General features: G+C 70.9%; 11 protein-coding genes. 7 read left to right on the top strand and 4 right to left on the bottom strand.

Annotated elements, in window-relative coordinates:
- The first annotated feature begins 9 nt into the window (after positions 1 to 9).
- Positions 10 to 1053, top strand: a complete 1044-nt coding sequence (locus tag DFJ68_RS11065; RefSeq protein WP_121033192.1) for a helix-turn-helix transcriptional regulator — start codon at positions 10 to 12, stop codon at positions 1051 to 1053.
- A gap of 12 nt (positions 1054 to 1065) precedes the next feature.
- Here the strand turns inward: DFJ68_RS11065 and ppc are convergent, their stop codons facing one another.
- Entirely contained in the window at positions 1066 to 3903 is a 2838-nt protein-coding gene (gene ppc, locus DFJ68_RS11060) for a phosphoenolpyruvate carboxylase (protein ID WP_211333345.1), read from the bottom strand.
- A 461-nt stretch (positions 3904 to 4364) separates the two neighbouring features.
- Positions 4365 to 4523: a hypothetical protein gene (locus DFJ68_RS18295; protein WP_170165748.1), complete on the bottom strand. Its 159-nt coding sequence runs from the start codon at positions 4521 to 4523 to the stop codon at positions 4365 to 4367.
- A gap of 43 nt (positions 4524 to 4566) precedes the next feature.
- Here DFJ68_RS18295 and DFJ68_RS11055 point away from each other — a divergent pair, with 43 nt between their 5' ends.
- Complete coding sequence (locus DFJ68_RS11055; RefSeq protein ID WP_211333343.1) at positions 4567 to 6522, top strand: HNH endonuclease; 1956 nt, start codon at positions 4567 to 4569, stop codon at positions 6520 to 6522.
- On the opposite strand, the gene DFJ68_RS11050 is transcribed toward DFJ68_RS11055, so the two are convergent.
- Positions 6436 to 7386 (bottom strand): acyl-CoA thioesterase, encoded by a 951-nt coding sequence (locus DFJ68_RS11050; protein WP_121033188.1) that lies wholly within the window; start codon positions 7384 to 7386, stop codon positions 6436 to 6438. The two genes, DFJ68_RS11055 and DFJ68_RS11050, sit on opposite strands and share 87 nt — an antisense overlap.
- 78 nt (positions 7387 to 7464) lie before the next feature.
- On the bottom strand, positions 7465 to 11841 hold the full coding sequence (locus DFJ68_RS11045) for an FtsK/SpoIIIE domain-containing protein (RefSeq protein WP_121033186.1): 4377 nt from the start codon (positions 11839 to 11841) through the stop codon (positions 7465 to 7467).
- Positions 11842 to 12099: 258 nt separating this feature from the next.
- Between DFJ68_RS11045 and DFJ68_RS11040 the strand changes: the two genes are divergently transcribed.
- The 5 genes from DFJ68_RS11040 to DFJ68_RS18110 all read left to right on the top strand — a co-directional run bounded on the left by DFJ68_RS11040 (position 12100) and on the right by DFJ68_RS18110 (position 17068).
- On the top strand, positions 12100 to 13341 hold the full coding sequence (locus tag DFJ68_RS11040) for a TadA family conjugal transfer-associated ATPase (protein ID WP_121033185.1): 1242 nt from the start codon (positions 12100 to 12102) through the stop codon (positions 13339 to 13341).
- Entirely contained in the window at positions 13338 to 14210 is an 873-nt protein-coding gene (locus tag DFJ68_RS11035) for a type II secretion system F family protein (protein ID WP_121033183.1), read from the top strand. The genes DFJ68_RS11040 and DFJ68_RS11035 overlap by 4 nt, the downstream gene beginning before the upstream one ends.
- On the top strand, positions 14207 to 15106 hold the full coding sequence (locus DFJ68_RS11030; protein WP_121033181.1) for a type II secretion system F family protein: 900 nt from the start codon (positions 14207 to 14209) through the stop codon (positions 15104 to 15106). The genes DFJ68_RS11035 and DFJ68_RS11030 overlap by 4 nt, the downstream gene beginning before the upstream one ends.
- Before the next feature lie 77 nt (positions 15107 to 15183).
- Positions 15184 to 16332, top strand: coding sequence for a DUF262 domain-containing protein (locus DFJ68_RS11025; protein WP_170165746.1), 1149 nt, complete (start codon positions 15184 to 15186; stop codon positions 16330 to 16332).
- A gap of 13 nt (positions 16333 to 16345) precedes the next feature.
- On the top strand, positions 16346 to 17068 hold the full coding sequence (locus DFJ68_RS18110) for a HEPN domain-containing protein (RefSeq protein WP_147431567.1): 723 nt from the start codon (positions 16346 to 16348) through the stop codon (positions 17066 to 17068).
- Positions 17069 to 17703: the final 635 nt, after the last annotated feature.

Here is a 17703-nt window from a genome sequence, read left to right as displayed (position 1 = left end):
GGTGTGGGCATGACGAGCGACCATGTCGATGGATTGCCCGGGGTGCCCGGGGTGCCCGGGGTGCCCGGGGTGCCCGGCGGGGCGCAGGGCCGGGATGCCGGTGGGCGCGGTCCCACGAGACGTGTCCTGCGCCTGCTCGACCTCCTCCAGTCACGGCCGGTCTGGAGCGGGACCGAGCTGGCCGAGCGGCTAGGGGTGACGACGCGCAGCGTGCGCCGCGACGTCGACCGGCTGCGGGACCTCGGCTACCCCGTCAACGCGGCGCAGGGGGCCGGCGGTGGCTACCAGCTCGGGGCCGGGCGACGGCTGCCCCCGCTGCTGCTCGACGACGACGAGGCGGTCGCCGTCGCGGTCTGTCTGCGCCTCGCCGCCGGCGGCACGGTCGAGGGGCTCGGCGAGGCGGCGGTGCGCACTCTGGCCAAGCTCGACCAGGTGCTGCCGGGGCGGCTGCGCGGGCAGGTCGAGGCGATCCACGAGGCGACGGTGACCCTCGACTCGACCGGACCCATCGTCGACTCGCGCACGCTGCTGACCCTGGCCCGGGCCGTCCGCGAGACCGAGCAGGTCGTCTTCGACTACGTCGGCCCGCGCGGCGAGGGGGAGCGGCGGGTCGAGCCGTACCGGCTCGTGTCGACCGGGCGGCGTTGGTACCTCATGGCCTTCGACCTCGACCGCGACGACTGGCGCACGTTCCGCCTCGACCGGGTGCACGGCATCCGGGCCCGGGGGTGGCGCTTCCGCCCGCGGGAGGCGCCCGACGCGGCCACCTTCGTGCGGCGCTCGATCACGCAGTCGGGCTACGACCACGTGGCGCGGGTGCGCATCGCGGCGCCGAGACGGGAGGTCGACGAGCGGGTGCCGCCGTCGGTCGGCACGGTGACGGCCGACGGGCCCGACCACTGCGTCTTCGAGGCGGGCGGCAACGACCTCGCGGGCATGGCGCTGCACATCGCCCTGCTCCCGTGGCCGTTCGAGGTGCTGTCGCCCCCCGAGCTGCGCGAGGTCGTGCTCGCCCAGGGCCGCCGGCTGCTCGCGGCGGTCGGTGAAGGATGAGGGCGGGGCGGCTCAGCCGGTGTTGCGCAGCCCCGCGGCGATGCCGTTGATGGTGAGCAGCAGCGCGCGCTGCACGTCGGGGTCGGGCGTCGCGTCGTCGGGCAGCGAGCGCGACCGGGCCAGCAGTGAGGTCTGCAGGGCGTGCAGGGGCGCGAGGTAGGTGTCGCGCAGGTCGAGGGTGCGGCGCAGGATCGGCGCCGACTGCAGCAGCTCGGTCTGCCCGGTGACGTGCAGCACCTCGCGCACCGTGCGCTCGTGCTCGTCGCGGATGACGTCGAAGAGCCCTGCGGCGTGGGCGGGTACGAGCTCGCGCACGTAGCTCGCGGCGATCTCGAGGTCGGTCTTGGCCAGTGTCATCTGCACGTTCGACATGAAGGTGCGGAAGAACGCCCACGACCCGTACATCTCGCGCAGGGTCTCGCCGCGGCCGTCCTCGCGGGCGGCCTCGAGGCCGGAGCCGACGCCGAACCAGCCGGGCAGGATGATGCGCGACTGGGTCCAGCCGAACACCCACGGGATGGCGCGCAGGTCGTCGAGGCCGCCCTCGCCGCCGGGGCGCTTGGCCGGGCGGGAGCCGATGTTCATCTTGCCGAGCTCGTCGACGGGGGTGGCGGCGACGAAGAAGGGCACGAGCCCGGGGTCGCGCACGAGGGCACGATAGGCGGTCTGGCCGTGGCCGGCGACGAGGTCCATCGTGCCGTTCCAGCCGTCGATGACGTCCTGCGGCAGCAGCGACGTGCGGTGCAGCACCGACGCCTCGAGCACGGCGGCGAGGGCGACCTCGAGGTTGAAGCGGCCGAGCCCGGGCAGGGTGTACTTGTCGCTCATCACCTCGCCCTGCTCGGTGATCTTGATGGGCCCGTCGAGGCTGCCGTAGGGCTGCGAGAGCACCGCCTCGCCGGTGGGTCCGCCACCACGCCCGACCGACCCGCCGCGGCCGTGGAAAAGGCGCAGCACGACCCCGTGCCGCCGGCCGATGTCGCGCAGCGCGCGCTGCGCGCGGTGGATCTGCCACTGCGAGGCGGCGATCCCGGCATCCTTCGACGAGTCGGAGTAGCCGAGCATGATCTCCTGCACGTCACCACGGGCGGCGACGACGCGGCGGTAGGCGGGGTCGCCGAGCAGCGCCTCGAGCAGCGGCCCGGCGGCCTCGAGCTCGGCGACGGTCTCGAACAGCGGGGCGAAACCGATTCTCGCCGTGGTGGACTCGGCTTCAGGGCCGATGTCGACGAGGCCCGCCTCGCGGGCCAGCACGACGACGGCGAAGAGGTCGTCGACGTCGTGGGTCATCGAGACGATGTACGTCTCGACGGTCTCGGGGCCGTACGTGTCGAGGGCGCGCCGGATCGTCGTCAGCAGCTCGAGCGAACCGGATGCCGCGGGGCCGAGGTCGGCGGCCGCGCTGCCCGTGAGCGGTCGGCGCGACTGCATCTCCTTGCTCAGCAACGGGATCCGCTCGGCGTGGTCGAGCTCGCCGTACGGGGTGTCGAGCTCGCCGATGCGGTCGTAGAGCTCGGCGAGGGCCTCGTGGTGCTTGCCGCTGTGCTCGCGGATGTCGAGGGTGGCCAGGCCCATGCCGATGGCGGTCGCGGTGCGGATGAGCCGCAGGATGGCGCCGTCGGCGGTGAGGCGGTCACCCTCGGCGAGCATCGAGTCGCGCACGAGGTTGAGGTCGGCCATGACCTCGTCGAAGCCGGCGTAGTCGCGGCCCGGCTCGTGGGCGGTGCCCCCGGCGAGGCGCTCGCGGGTGCGCATGAGGCGCACGCGCACGAAGCTGAGCTTGAGCCGGTAGGGCTCCTCGGCGTTGAGCCGCTCGACGGTGCTGTAGGTGATGGGCAGGGCCTGGGCGTCGCGCTCGAGGCTCTGCTGCAGCTCGTCGGTGACGGGAACGACGCGGGTCGAGCTCGACAGCTCGGCGAGCAGCTCCTCGACGTGGGCGACGAGCTCGCGCAGGCCGGCGTCGTGCTGCAGGCCGATGACCTCGAGGGTGACCGCCGGGGTGACGTTGGGGTTGCCGTCGCGGTCGCCGCCGGCCCAGGCGCCGAAGCGCAGGGGGCGGGCCTCCGGGGGCAGCCGGACGCCGATCGTCTCGAGGGTGCGGTCGAGCTCGGCGAGCAGCTCGGGCACGACCTGCTCGGCGATCGTGTGCAGGTAGTAGATGGCGGTGCGGGCCTCGTCGGTCGGTTCGGGGCGCACGACGCGCAGCTCGTCGGTCTGCCACAGCAGGTCGACGAGCTCGGCGAGGCGGCGGTCGAGCCGCGGCTGCTCGGCGGCCGGGCGGCGCGGATCCTCGAGCAGGTGAACGGTGTCGGCAATGCGGCGCAGCAGGTCGATGACGGTGCGGCGGGTCGCCTCGGTCGGGTGCGCCGTGAAGACGGGGCGGTACTCGAGCCGGCCGAGCACGTCGGTCACGAGGTCGCGGTCGATGCGACCGGCATCCAGCGCGTCACCGATGCGCTCGACGGTGGCCGCGAGGGGGCCCTGCTCGAGGGCGGTGACCTCCTGCCAGCGGTGCAGCTGCTCGGTGATGTTGACGAGCTGGAAGTAGGCGGTGAAGGCGCGCGCGAGCACGACCGCCGTGGGAGCGTCGACGCCCGCCAGCGTGGCGCGCAGCTCGTCGGCGTCGGGCCGGCGGGCGAGGCGGCGCACCGTCTCGACGAGCTCGAGCAGCTCGGGCCCCTCGTGGCGGGTCAGGGCCTCGCCGAGCAGGGCGCCCAGCTGGCGCACCGAGGCGCGCAGGGCGGCGTGCTGCTGCGCCGACGACACCCCCGCGGCGAAGGTGGCGACGTTCGGTTCGCGCCGGTCGGCCTCGAGGAGGCGCTCGGTCGCGGTGCGGTCCTGGGTCGTCATGTGACAGTCGTACCGTGCGGAGGTTTCGAGGGCATTAACCGGTCCACCATCGGGACACGCGAATGAGACGGATGCCGTGTGGTCGGGTGTGAGCGGGGCCTCGAGACCTGCCCGCACTCCGGGTTCGAGCCCGTGCTGCTCGCGTGATTGGTCGTCAGGGCTGCGCGTTCTATGTACCGTCCGTCTTCTCGCCGATCCTGCTGCACGACAGGTGAATTGACCTGTGCAAAGTGCTGGCGTGCAGCGCTGCGAGGCGCTACAATAGAACACATGTTCGATAGCGACGCGCTGATGACACCGGCAGGGCTCGACGCCCTGCTGGTGGCATTCGCGGCCGTCGAGCAGTCCGAGCCGGGTGCCTGCAGTGATTCGGACGGGGACGTGGATACGGCCGGTGCCGAGACCTGCTCGTACGGAACCCACGGTGCACACGCCCCTGGCGCACACGCTTACGCACACGCCTACGGCGCGAGCACCTGTAGCGCGAGCACCTGCAGCGCCAGCGCCAGCGGCACGACGGCGCCGCCATCTGACCCGTCCCGGCCGGCGGCGGCCGGGGCGCGGCGGCGCCTCACCGACGCGGAGCGCATCGACCTCCTGGCCGCGTTCGAGCGGGTCAAGGCCGCGGCTTCTGCGGCGCAGGTGCGGGTGACGGCGGGCTTCGTGGCCTCGCAGGAGCAGGAGTCGATCGGGTGGCGGGCGCAGTCGCAGGCGGCGCTGGACGCGAACGACTTCGGCGGCTGGCTGCATGCGCGGGAGAAGGCGGACCTGGCCTCGTGGGCGGCGGCGCTCGAGTTCGGCGCGCACACCGACACCCGCGGGTCCCGCGCGAACGATGAGGCTGCAGGTGACAGCTCTGGCGGTTCGGCCGGCTCTGACGGGCCCGGCGGGACAGACGGCTCGAGTGAGCCGGAGCGGCCGGTGTCCTCGTCCCGGCGGAACCTCATCGCCAAGGGTGGGGTCGCGGCGCAGGTCGCGCTGGCCCGACACCTGTCACCGTTCAAGGGCGCCGAGGGCATCCGGTTCTCCCTGTCCCTCACGCACGACATGCCGCACACGCTGGCGCTGCTCGAGGCGGGGGTGCTGAGCGAGTGGCGGGCCCTGAACATCACGAAGGAGGCCGCGATCCTGTCGCCCGAGCACCGGCGTCTGCTGGACCAGGAGCTGCACGACACCTATGGCGAGCGCCTCGGCGGTCTGGGTGACCGGGAGCTCAACCGTCTCGTCCGCGCGGTCGCGTACCGCCTGGACCCGGAGAGCGTGCTGCGGCGGGCCCGGAAGGCGGAGTCGGAGCGGCGAGTCACCGTGAAAGCGGCCCCGGACACGATGGCCTACCTGACCGCTCTGCTCCCCGCCGCCGAAGCCGTCGCGGCGTACGCCGCGCTGACCGGGGCGGCGGCGGGCGCGAAGGCGGCCGGTGACGAGCGGGGCAAGGGTCAGGTCATGGCCGACACCCTCGTCGACCGCGTCCTCGGCCGCGTCGCCAGCGAACCAAGTGACATCGACGAGACCTCCGCTCACAGCGCCACCGCCACCGCCACCGACGCCGCCGCCACCGACGCCCAGACCGACACCCCCGATGAGTTCGACGGAGAGCCCGCTACCGACAAGCCGTCGGCACCGCACGACGCAAGCAACGCGACTGGCGCCGTTGGTCAGCCCCGTCCCGCCCGTGGCACGGACGCCCCGCCACCGGAGTCGGCTGACCGGGCCGGGGTAGACGTCGAGGTGCAGCTCGTCATCGGACTCGACGCCCTCTTCAACACCGGTGACGGCGCCGACACCCCGGCCCAGCTGCTCGGGTACGGCACCGTCCCCGCCGGCTGGGCCCGGGACTACCTGCGACCGTCCGACCTGGACGACGACCCTCTAAGCGCCGACGCAGGCGGCGGGCAGGCCTCTGATCGTGGGGGTGGTCTGTCCCGCGCCGGGAAGGTCTGGATCCGACGACTCTTCGTGCGGCCCGACACCGGAGAGCTCGTCGCCATGGACTCGCGACGACGCCTCTTCACCGACGGGCTACGCCGGTTCGTCCTCACCCGTGACGCCGCGACCTGCCGCACCCCGTGGTGCGACGCCCCCGCCCGCCACATCGACCACGTCACCCCGCACGCCGACGGCGGACCCACCACTGCGGCAAACGGGCAGGGCCTGTGCGTCGCGTGCAACCTGACGAAGGAGCACCCCGCCCTCACCAGCACCACCCTGCCCCCGGACAGCCGCGGTACAGGTCGGAGTGGACACACGGTGAGGGTGACGACCGGCACCGGGCACAGCTACGACTCCGAAGCACCACCGCTGCTCCCCGGCGCCCCTCCCGGTGACCGAAGCAGAGCCGGCGTCCCGCCACCGACCCCGCCGATGAGTGACGCCCCGCCGCCCCGGTCACGCACGCTCTCCGAGACCGACTGTGACGACCTGCGGTCGTTCCTCCGGCCGATCCACCTCTCCGCCATCGAGGGCCTGCAAGAGTTCGCCTCCACGCTCGACGAGCTGTTCCCGCGGCGGAGTGCGGGCCAACGAGCTGCTGACTCAGGGGATGTGGCGCTCGACGTCGACGTGGTTGCGCAGCTCGACGAGCTCGAGCGCATGGTCACGCAGGGCGACGTCCTCCGCTGACGACGGCACCCACGGTCGCGCCGTCACCGCCCTGCCCGACTCGTCGAGGGGGACGAAGACGATGAGCGAGTGGGTCGTCAGCTCGAGGTCACCGGTGGCAGGGTCGCCGGAGCGCACGTGGACGCTGATGTGCATGCTCGAGTCGCCGGTGAGCAGCAGCCTGGCCTCCACCTCGACGAGGTGCCCGATGCGCAGCGGTCGGTAGAACCGCACCCCGCCCGAGTAGACCGCGACGTTGTTGGCGGAGCCGGTCCACGACGTCGCCAGCACGTGCGCCGCCTCGTCGATCCACCGCATGACGATGCCGCCGTGCACCTTGCCGCCCCAGTTGACGTCGGTGGGGGCGGCGAGGAAGCGCAGGACGGTCCGCGGCGCCGTTCCGGCCTCGCTGTAGGTCTGCGCCCCCATGGCGGCCTCGATGTCGGCGCGCAGGGCGATGCGGGCCACGGCCGCCTCCTGCCACCGTCGCTCCTCGTCCGTCTCGGGGTCGTACGCCGGCACCGGCGTGGGGCGGCCGTCCTCGTCGACGGCGACGAAGATCATCAGGCACTCGGTGGCCTCGGTGAGGTGGCCCTCGCGGGGGTTGCCCGAGCTCACCGACACCAGCACGTGCATGCTGCTGCGTCCGGCGTGGACGAGGCGCCCGGTGGCCTCGACGAGGTCGCCGACCTCCACCGGACGCGTGAACCGCACGTTGCCGACGTACGCCGTGACGCAGTACCTCCCGGCCCAGCCGACGGCGGCGGCGTAGCCGGCCTTGTCGATCCACTCGAGCACCCGGCCACCACTGACGTTGCCGGAGTACCCGGCATCCGTCGGCGCGGCGAGGAAGCGCAGGGTCAGCTCTCGGGTTCCTGTGGGCACGGCGGCTCCTCCCGGTCGTGACACGCCACCGGCTCACCCGGCGCTGTCGCACAGGGTGACAGGTCGCCGCCCCCGCCGTCAGGTGCTCTGCTGGTCGACCACATCGGCCAGCGCGTCGGCGACCTGCACCGGCACGGTGACACCGCCGTCCACGAGTACGGCCAGACCGGGGCGCCGGACCGCGACCGGGTCGAGGCGAACCCGCAGCAGGTCGCCGTCCGCGGCCGACGTGGGCGCCAGCACGAGGCCGACGCCGTCACGGCACAGCGTCGGCACGAGGCCGCGGAACATACCCGTCGCCCGACCGGCGTCGACGGCGGCGGCCACGAACCCGCCGGTGCCACCGACGATCTCGCTCAGCTGCACGAGTGCGTCCTCCATCGGGGTGCCTGCCAGTAGCTCGGCGTCATCGACGAGGACGCCGACGTCACGATGGTCGCGGTGGGTGGCGACGAGTGCCTCGACGTCGTCGACCGCGATGGTGGTCAGTGACCGTGACTTCAGCCGCGACAACGCCGACCGTCGGGGGAGGACGGCGACGACGTGCCGCCCGCGCCGCAGGTGGCCGGCCGCGAGAGTCGCCAGGGCGGTGGACCGTCCGCTCCTCGGAGGTCCGGACACCACGACCCGCCCACCGGACGTGTCGAGCCGAACTGCCCCCACGTCGTCCGGTCCCAGCCCCACGGCGACCCCGCAAGAGCCTGCGTCATCGAGGTGGTCGCCCTCGGCCAGGTCGCGCAGCGACACCGCCGTCGGGACCGGCCGGAACCGGGCCGCGCGCCTCGATCGCGGCACGCTGACGTGGCGTCCGGTCAGCCGGGCCGCCAGGGCCGTAGCCGCGACCGTCTGGTCGAGGGTGTGAGGGGTGACGCCGACGTGCCCGATCTGGACGAGGTGCATGCCGGGCAGCTCGAACCCGCGGCCCGGGCCGCTCGCCTCCCCTGCCCGTCTCGCGTCGACTCCGGCGAGCGTGAGGTCGAGCGGGTCCGGCATGGCCATCACGACGGTCCGTTGCAGCACCGACGCGAGCCGCCCGGACGCCACCGCCCGTCCGCCGCCGACGAACAAGCGGAGGCCGGCTCCGAGGCCGTCGCGGGCGGCCCGGAGCAGGAGGTCACTGCTCTCGCCGTGGTCGGCGCCGGCCAGCGACTCGTCGACGGCCTCCCAGCCGTCGACGACCAGCACCGTCAGGGGGTCGCCCTCCGTGCGGGGTCGCCGGCACAGCTCCGACACGTGGGCGACGAGTCTCCTCGCGGATGCCGGGTCGGCGTCGGCCGCGATGACCGCGCCGACGTGCGGGAGGCCCAGCAGGTCGTCGAGACCGCCGGCGCGACCCTGCAGGACGTGCACGTGCAGCTCTGCCGGCGTGTACCGCTCTGCCACGGTGCAGACGAGGGAGCGCAGCGCCGTCGTCCGACCCGTCCGGGCGCCCCCGGCGATGCCGACGTGACCGTCGTCGGGATGCCAGGTCATCGGCTCCTGACGCTGGTGCTCGGGCTCGTCCCGCAGCCCCCAGTTCACCGCTCCTGGCTGAGACCGGGAGTCGAGGGTGGCCGTGTCCGGCCCGTCCGCCTCGTGGACGGACAACGGCAGCGTCACCGGCAAGGGCGGCGGCCACGGTGGCACCGGTGGCGTCAGCCCGAGCCGCACGACGGCCGCTCGCGCCGACCGCACGACCTCGGCGAGGACCGTCGTGCCCCCATGCGACGAGGCTCCGGGAGTCAGCGGTCGAGGCAGCCCCAGCTCCGGGAACGAGAGCCGCCGGACGTGCACCTCGGCCCTGAGGCGGTCCGGCGTCTCGACGACGGCGCCCGTCGTCGCGGACCGCGCCGTCACGCCGGCACCCACGTGGGCGACCTGGACCTCGGTCAGGCGGCCCCCGGCGTCACGCGCGAAGGCACGACCCGGCATCCGGTCGCTGATGGCCGCGGCTTCGGGGGACTCGATGACGTCGTCACTGTCGCTGCGGTCACGGACGCGCAGGGCCACGCGCAGCGAGACGTTGGCGCGCATGTCGGCGCTGACGATACCGCCCGGACGCTGCGTGGCCAGCACGAGGTGCACCCCGAGTGACCGGCCGACGGCGGCCAGTCGGACGAGGCCGGCGACGAAGTCGGGCAGCTCGTCGGCCAGCACCTTGAACTCGTCGACGACGAGGACGAGACGGGCCAACGGCGGCAGCGAGGGGTCGGCGGCGCGACGACGGCGGTGGTCGTCGAGGTCCTTCGCACCGCTCGTCGACAGCACGCGCTCGCGGCGCCGCAGCTCTGCCTCGAGCGACACGAGAGCGCGCTCGGTCAGGGCGGCGTCGAGGTCGGTGACCAGGCCGAGGACGTGAGGGAGCCCGGCGCACTCACCGAAGGCCGAGCCGCCCTTGTAGTCGACGAGCACGAGCGAGACGTCGGTCGGTGGGCTGGCACAGGCCAGCCCGGCCACGAGCGTCTGCAGCAGCTCGCTCTTGCCGGCTCCGGTCGTGCCGCCGACGAGCAGGTGGGGCCCGTCGGTCGCGAGGTCGAGCCACCACGGCCCGTCGGCAGTCACCCCCATGAGAGCGCGTGGAGATCGTGAACTCGACCACGAAGCAACGAGACCCGTCGTGGAGAGGACGTCGACACCCGCCTCGGCGGCGAGTCGGTCGAAGGGCACGGATGCCGGTAAGGACCCCTCGTGGTCGGACGGCGTCGCGTCGTCGAGAGGTGCCATCGCCGCGGCCAGGCTCTCTCTCCAGCCGACATCGGGCAGGTCGGGCACGAGAGTCGCGGGCCCGACGCCGGTGCGGGTGACCGTCGCGGTGGCGCCCGGCCCCGAATGCACGTCGACGCGACACACGGTCTCGGCCGGCAGGCGCTCGGCCCTCTCGTCGAGACAGACAAAGCGGAGCCCGGCCGCCGGCCCGAGCCGCAGCAGCCGTTCCACGCCGGTGACCGTGCGCAGTCGGGAAGCGCCGTCCAGCACGACGACGACGGTCGACGAGATCCCTGAGTCGTCGCGACCGGGGGCACCTGAGGGGCCGGTCAAGCGGTCGACGTGGTCGCTCAGCTCGGCGACGCGAGTTGCCAGACTGGTTGTGCCATCGGTCAGTCCAAGGCTCACCGAGGACGTGTCACCCCTCAGGTGGGGCAGGCGCGTCATCCACGCCCAGTCGTGCTCGGCTTCTGGGGAGGTGCTCATCAGCACTGCGCTCACCCGTTGGGGAGAGTGCCAGACGGCCACCTGGCCGATGAGCGACGAGGCGAGGGACAGCGTCCGAGCCCGACCACCCGCGAGCCCCACCACCGGAGTGGTCGAGAGGTCGACGACGACCGGGACGTCGGGGCAGGTCGCCGAGTGGGTGGGCGGCGCGGAACTCGCACTGCCGCTTGCCTGTTCGAGCGTGGTACGCGCGGGCTGGTCGGCCGATCCCAGTCGCAGGACGAGGTCGTCGACGTCGCCGGCTCTGCGCTGCCACAGGCGGGCGTCGCGTTGCTCGGCGACGGCGAGGACGGTCGCGAGATCTGGTTGTGCCTCGCGACGTGCCGCGGTCTCCTCGTCGACCGCCCTGGCGAACTCGCGCTCGGCCTCGGCGACGGCCAGCCGATACTCGGCCAGCCGGCGTCGGTGCGAGCGCCGGCCGTGCCGTCGGTCGCTCCACCACTGCCCGAGGAGCATGACCGGGGACAGGAGCGCGAAGAGCAGCATGGCTGGTGAGTGCATCACCCACGCGAGCAGCGCCGACAGGACGACCGGCGCCAGCGACGCCAGCAGTGGCATCCGAAGGCGTTGTGCTGCAACAGGTTCGGCGGGGAGGGGGATGCTCTCCGCCTGGTGCACGTCGGGAAAGCGGGGAGGCCGGTGGACGAGCCATCGACCGCCCCCGACCGTCACCCGCGCGGGTCGGCTCGTGGGCCGGCGCAGCTCCAGGGTCGTCGAGGCGAGGGTCAACCGTGAGCCCGCTGCGAGTGCCGAACCCGCCGCGGGCAGACGGACGCCGTCGAGCAGGGTCGGGTTGGTCGGGTCGAGCTCCGCGATGGTCGTGCCCTCGTCGCCGACGACGACACGGGCGTGAGCCCGCGAGACGCCGAGGTCGGGGAGGTCGAAGCCGCATCCCGGCCCGCGGCCGAGGAGGTGCTCACCGCGCGCCAAGCGGTACCGCCGCCCGGCTGACGGGCCGCCGACGACATGGAGCTCGACCAGCCCGGCCGCAGGGGTGGACCCGTGGTCGGTGCGCAGGTCGCCGGCAGGGGCCAGCGTGACCTCGACGCCGTCGAGCAACGGGAATGTGCCGACCGGGTGGTCGTCGCCGAACTCGACCGCCCCGACCCGGACGGCGCAGGGGCCGCCCGGGTTGTCGTCCTCGTCTGGGGCGAGCGCCGACCGCACGTCGCCGAGGCGGGTGCCGTCGGGACAGTCGAGGAGCACGTCGGCGGGCGGGCGGGCGGGCTGCCGTCGGTTGGTCAGGCGCAGTCGGAGGCGCATGTCGGCTCCCTCCTCGACGCGGTGTGATCGGCTCCGGGATCACAGTCCAGCGCATCCGGCGCGACGGTCGTCGACGGCATCCACAGCTGTGGACGACTCTCGACACGGGGCCGAGAGGGTGGGCTATGGTCCACCGCAACGTCGTCGAGGACGGGCCGTGGGGGCCCGGTCGGGGCGACGCCGCAGGCCGGCAACGGGTGACGCCGAGGCCGATCCTGTGCATGATGTGCCACATCCATTGACCAGTCAGGGGGTCGAATGGTGTCGACGACCGATGCCGTGCGCCATGTCGAGGGCGAGGTGCGCGAGCTCATCCGACGGTCCGGGCTCGACCCGGCCCACGACGCGGCCGACGTGCACCGGCTCGTGCAGGACGCGGTGCAGGACTACGACGAACGATCGCTGCACGGCGGTCTGCCCGCGCTGGGGGACCCGCGGGTCGCGGTGCACGCGATCATGGCCGTCGTCGCCGGCTACGGTCCACTGCAGCAGTACTTCGACGACCCGGCGGTCGAGGAGATCTGGGTCAACTCGCCCTCTCAGGTGTTCGTCGCGAGGGGCGGTGTCTCCGAGCTGACGCCGACGATCCTCACCGCCGACGAGGTGCGCGACCTCGTCGAGCGGATGCTGCGGGCGTCGGGCCGGCGGGTCGACCTCAGCTCCCCCTTCGTCGACGCGACGTTGTCCGACGGGTCACGCCTGCACGTCGTCATCCCCGACATCGCGAGGACGCACTGGCAGGTCAATATCCGCAAGTTCGTTGTCAAGGCCGACCATCTCGACGACCTCGTGCGGCTGGGTTCGCTGACGCGACAGGCGGCGTCGTTCCTCGGCGCCGCCGTCGCGAGCGGGCTCAACGTCCTCGTGGCGGGAGGCACCCAGGCAGGGAAGACGACGCTCCTCAACTGCCTGGCCGCCGCGATCCCGCCGCGCGAGCGGGTCATCACGTGCGAGGAGGTGTTCGAGCTCAAGATCCCCCTGCGCGACGTCGCCGCGATGCAGTGCCGGCAGCCGAGCCTGGAGGGAACGGGCGAGGTCCCGCTGCGCCGCCTCGTCAAGGAGGCCCTGCGCATGCGCCCCTCCCGCATCATCGTCGGCGAGGTGCGACAGGAGGAGAGCCTCGACCTGCTCATCGCGTTGAACAGCGGGGTGCCCGGGATGTGCACCGTGCACGCCAACAGCGCCCGCGAGGCGGTCGTAAAGATGTGCACGCTGCCGTTGCTCGCGGGTGAGAACGTGTCGAGCCGCTTCGTCGTCCCGACGGTGGCCGCGTCGGTCGACATCGTGGTCCACGTCGCCCTCGAGCGCGACGGTGTGCGTCGGGTCCGCGAGATCGTCGGCGTCCCCGGCCGGGCCGAGGGCGACGTCATCGAGATCGCCGACCTGTTCGTCACCCGGGGCGGACGGCTGCGGCGAGCCGACGGGTACCCGCCCCGCCGTGAGGCCTTCGAGCGGGCGGGCTACGACGTGACCGCCCTGCTGACGCAGGAGGACCCGTGAGCTCGCCGCTCGCCGTCGGTCTGCTGCTCGGCGCCGGCGTCTTCTGCATCTACTGGTCCTTCTGGCCCACCGACCCCGGCGTCGGACGGGGCCGGCAACGCAGCCGGTTCGCGTCCGAGCTGCAGGACCACCTGCCCCAGGCGGGCTACCCGTCCGTCACACCCGTGAACGTCCTCGTGGGCTCGGTCGTCCTCTTCCTGCTCGTCCTCGCCCTCGGCGTGGTGCTGACGAGGGTCCTGCCCGTCGCCCTGTGCTTCGCGGTCATGTCCGGTGCGGTCCCGATCTCGCTCGTGCGCATGCGCGCCCGTGACCGTCGCAACAAAATGCGCGACCTGTGGCCCGACGCCGTCGACAACATCACCTCCGGCGTCCGGGCCGGTCTGGCCCTGCCGGAGGCGCTGTCGCAGCTGTCGGTGCACGGACCGGTCGAGCTGCGCCCGGCGTTCGTCGCCTTCGCCGAGGACTACCGCGCCACCGGCCGCTTCCACGACTGTCTCGACCGTCTCAAGGAGCGGCTCAGCGACCCGGTCGCCGACCGCATGGTCGAGTCCCTCCGCATCGCCCGTGAGGTCGGTGGCAGCGACCTCGGTCGACTGCTCCGCACGCTCTCGACGTTCCTGCGTGAGGACGCCCACACCCGCGCCGAGCTCGAGACCCGACAGGGCTGGACCGTCAACGCCGCCCGGCTGGCCGTCGCCGCGCCGTGGCTGGTCCTGGCCATGCTCGCCCTGCGGGGTGAGTCGCTGCGCGCCTACTCGGCACCGACGGGTTGGCTCATCCTCGCCATCGGCGCCGCCCTGTCCGTCCTCGCGTACCGGGTGATGGTCTGGGTCGGGCGGCTCCCTGACGAGGAGAGGGTGCTGCGATGACCGGCCTGGCGACCGAGTGGTCGTGGACCGGCGCGGTGCTGGGCATCGTCCTGCTCGCGGGCCTGTCGCTGATCGTCGCCGGGCTGCCGGCCCGCAGACGTCCGACCCTCGACGACCGCCTCGAGCCCTACCTGCGCGACACCCCGAGGCCGTCGTCGCTGCTCGCGTCGGCGGCACCCGCCCGCGGACCCTTCGGCTTCGGCGAGCTGCTCGCGCCGTATGTCGCCCGTGTGGGCTCCGTCATCGAGCGGGTGCTCGGCGGCGCGCCGTCCGTCGTGAGACGGCAGCTGCGGGCAGGCCGGGCGGCCGACGTCGAGCGCTTCCGGGCCGAGCAGGTGCTGTGGGGGACGCTCGGCGGTCTCGCGGGGCTCGTCACCACCGGCCTCGTCGCGGTCAGCCGGCAACGGCTGTCCGTCCCCGTCCTCGTGCTCACGACCCTCATCTGCGTCGGCCTCGGGGTCGTGCTGCGCGACAACGCGCTGTCGGTCTCGGCGCGGCGGCGCGAGGTGCGCATGCTCAACGAGTTCCCCACCATCGCCGAGCTGCTCGCCCTCGCGGTGAGCGCGGGGGAGGGTGCCACCGGTGCCCTCGAACGGGTCTGTCGGCTCTCGCACGGTGAGCTGTCGGGCGAGCTGCGCCGCTGTCTCGCCGACGCCCGCGCCGGGGCCAACCTGCCGACCGCGCTGCAGGGTCTGGCCGACCGCACGGGCCTGATGAGCCTGAGCCGCTTCGTCGACGGCATCGTCGTCGCCGTCGCACGTGTCACGGTGAGCACAATCACAGAGATTCCTTGCTCGAAGCAGACCACGCGGGCGGCTCGCCGCCTTCCGCTCAGATCGTCTGAGTCAGTCGCTTGTGTCCATGCCTCCGAGACGAAGCAAGCATTGGTAGTTTGACTCGGCACACAACACGCCTTCGGCTCGCCGGGCGCCACTCATACGAACAGGGAGACATCTTGTCTGAGGACCCGAACGTGACATCCGAAGCCTACGTGGATGTGGAGGCGGAAGATGACGAGGCGGAAGACTATGAGCCGTCGAAAGAACAGGCCGAGGCGCTAGATCTTTCTGCGGATGAGCGCAAACTGGTGACGCAGCCCTATGACTTGGGCGTGAAGAGTATCAGCACGGATATTCAGAACGGTCGAATCAAGCTCAGTATCGAATATCAACGCAAGTATGTTTGGGACTCTGGGAAGGCCAGTCGGCTGATTGAGTCCCTTTTGCTCAACGTGCCGATTCCTGTTTGCTACTTCGCCGAAGATGAAAATGGCAGTTATGAAGTCATCGACGGATTGCAGCGCCTCACCACGATCAAGAACTACCTGGAAGGCCACTTCGCGCTGAGTGGCCTTTCGGTGCTCTCAGAACTCGACGGGAAGAAGTTTTCGGAGCTTGCTCCACGCGACCAGCGGCGTCTGGAGAATCGAACCATTCGCTGTATCGTGATCACCGAAGACAGCAATCCCGACATCAAGTTTGACGTCTTCGAGCGCCTCAATACGGGCGCCGCGACGCTGACGGCGCAAGAGCTTAGGAACTCCGTATATCGCGGCTCGTTCAATGACGCGCTCAAGGTTCTTGCAACCAAGGGATACTTCATTGACCTTCTTGGCACCTCGAGCAATAGGCGAATGGACTTCGAAGAGCTTATTCTCAGGTTCTTCTCACTGACGGAGGGGCTTCAGGCATATAAGCCCCCTCTGCGCCAGTTTCTCAACACGTATATGCGAACCAACCGAAGTCTGACTCCTGAAGGCAGACTAGAGACGCTCTTCGAGCACACGTGTAGAACCGTTCATGATGTCCTTGGGAGCGCCCCCTTCCGAGTCCCAGGCTCAAAGAACGTGGTCAATAAGGCGATGTTCGACGCCTTCATGGTGCCCTTCGCCTTTGCCGAGCTCGACGGGATCGATGAGGCCAAGAAGGCTGAGCTGCGAGGCTTGGTGCAGGACATCGTGGGCGAGGAGGAATTCCGAACAGCCATCGGGAGAGCCACGGCGGATCGCCAACGGATGCTCTACCGGGTTGGGGTTGTCGCGGATCGCCTCCGCTCAAGCGGCGTACGGGTCAACCTGCCAGAGGGTCTCGGCCTACCCGATTCACCTAGCGCCAAATCTTGATTCGGCTTCTGAAATGAGTACGATCGATCAATTCGAGCTCGGCGTGTCCGAAGTCCGACTGCTTCTTGGGCTCACCTCTGAGCATGTCGAGGAGGATTTGCCAACTGTCGAGCAAAACAATGCTGTCTATCGGGCGAGCGTTGTGCTGCTCGTCAGCCATTTCGAAAGCTTCCTCAAGGCAATTGCTGAGGACTTCGTAGACCTACTTGATTCAGGGACTTTGGAATCTCGCCAAATCCCCAATGGCCTACGAGAGCTCCACACAATCCCGCGCTTGAATGAAATTGTGGAAAGCAATGATGCGGCGCAACGGGCGACGCTTCTGCGCAAGCTAACGCCGCTAATGGCGCTATGGAACGATTCTGCCAAGCCTCCTCCAGGGACTCTGAAGTCGGCAACGCTGTCCCGCGAGGTCACGAATGCATATGGCCTGACCATTGACCGACTGTTCGTCCTCATGGGTAGCAAAGGCAATGTGTGTGATGGTGACATTGACGTTCCTGATGCCGACGGTGAGACGCTGCCCGTCAACATCAGACTCAGCCTGACCGACGTAGTCAAGTGCCGTAACGACATTTCGCACGGCGACTTGTCGCGGCGGCCCACTGTGTCTGACGTCAACCGCTACATCGCCTTTTTGTCGGCCATGAGTAAGCGACTCGATCGCAAGGCTGAAGCCCTACGGCGTACGGTTCAGCCAGAGGTTGAGTTAGTCGCCGAATGCGCGCCCACGTAGGTCTTGCTGCTGCAACCGGGACGTGCTGCCGTCCAGGTGGCGGATTAGGGCGTATATGGCCAGGGCCTGGAGCCTGAGCCATTTCCTGGTTGTCGGGCTCCAATAGTCTTCCCTGTCAACAGCACTGGACACCAGCTCGTCAGCGTAGGCACTTGCCAGGGCGTAGACGTTCGACAGATTCCAATCGCCCCGAGCGGGTAGGGCGATCGGGGGAAGATCGGGGCCGGGGACGTCAATTGAGGCGGCGCCAACACTCTGGGCACTTGGATTCGATGGCGGACGTCTCGTCATCGGTGGCCGCCGCTCCACCGGACACGTGCCGCCATGCGTACTCGATCGCTGGCAGTGAGGGCGCCGTGGGCGACGCCGTTGAGCCGCGCGAAGATAGCCGAGGCCGCAGTGCGGTTGAGGCGAGCCTCTGCCGCCGCCGGGTGGAGGACGTCTTGTCCGGCAGAGCCTTTGGTCATGTAGTGGGCGGTGCGTGCCACGCGGTCTAGTCGCGTAGCGGTGTCCACCATCTCCGTGGCTTGGAGCGCGGCATTGAGGTCCGGACCTTCGATGTTAGGCATGTGGGCCAATACCTCGGCGAACGAATCTCGGGCCTCGTCACCCCAATGCTCGGGAAGGCTCCACGC

The organism is Terracoccus luteus (assembly GCF_003635045.1).
GTDB classification, from domain to species: domain Bacteria; phylum Actinomycetota; class Actinomycetes; order Actinomycetales; family Dermatophilaceae; genus Terracoccus; species Terracoccus luteus.
Note: the sequence above shows the minus strand (reverse complement) of the source record. Positions and strands in the feature narration are given on the sequence as shown.

Excerpts from the sequence above, each read along its gene's own strand:
- DFJ68_RS11065 (WP_121033192.1), top strand. The coding sequence starts at position 10 with ATGACGAGCGACCATGTCGATGGATTGCCCGGGGTGCCCGGGGTGCCC.
- DFJ68_RS11030 (WP_121033181.1), top strand. The coding sequence starts at position 14,207 with ATGACCGGCCTGGCGACCGAGTGGTCGTGGACCGGCGCGGTGCTGGGC.
- DFJ68_RS18110 (WP_147431567.1), top strand. The coding sequence starts at position 16,346 with ATGAGTACGATCGATCAATTCGAGCTCGGCGTGTCCGAAGTCCGACTG.
- DFJ68_RS11040 (WP_121033185.1), top strand. The coding sequence starts at position 12,100 with ATGGTGTCGACGACCGATGCCGTGCGCCATGTCGAGGGCGAGGTGCGC.
- ppc (WP_211333345.1), bottom strand. The coding sequence starts at position 3,903 with ATGACGACCCAGGACCGCACCGCGACCGAGCGCCTCCTCGAGGCCGAC.
- DFJ68_RS11045 (WP_121033186.1), bottom strand. The coding sequence starts at position 11,841 with ATGCGCCTCCGACTGCGCCTGACCAACCGACGGCAGCCCGCCCGCCCG.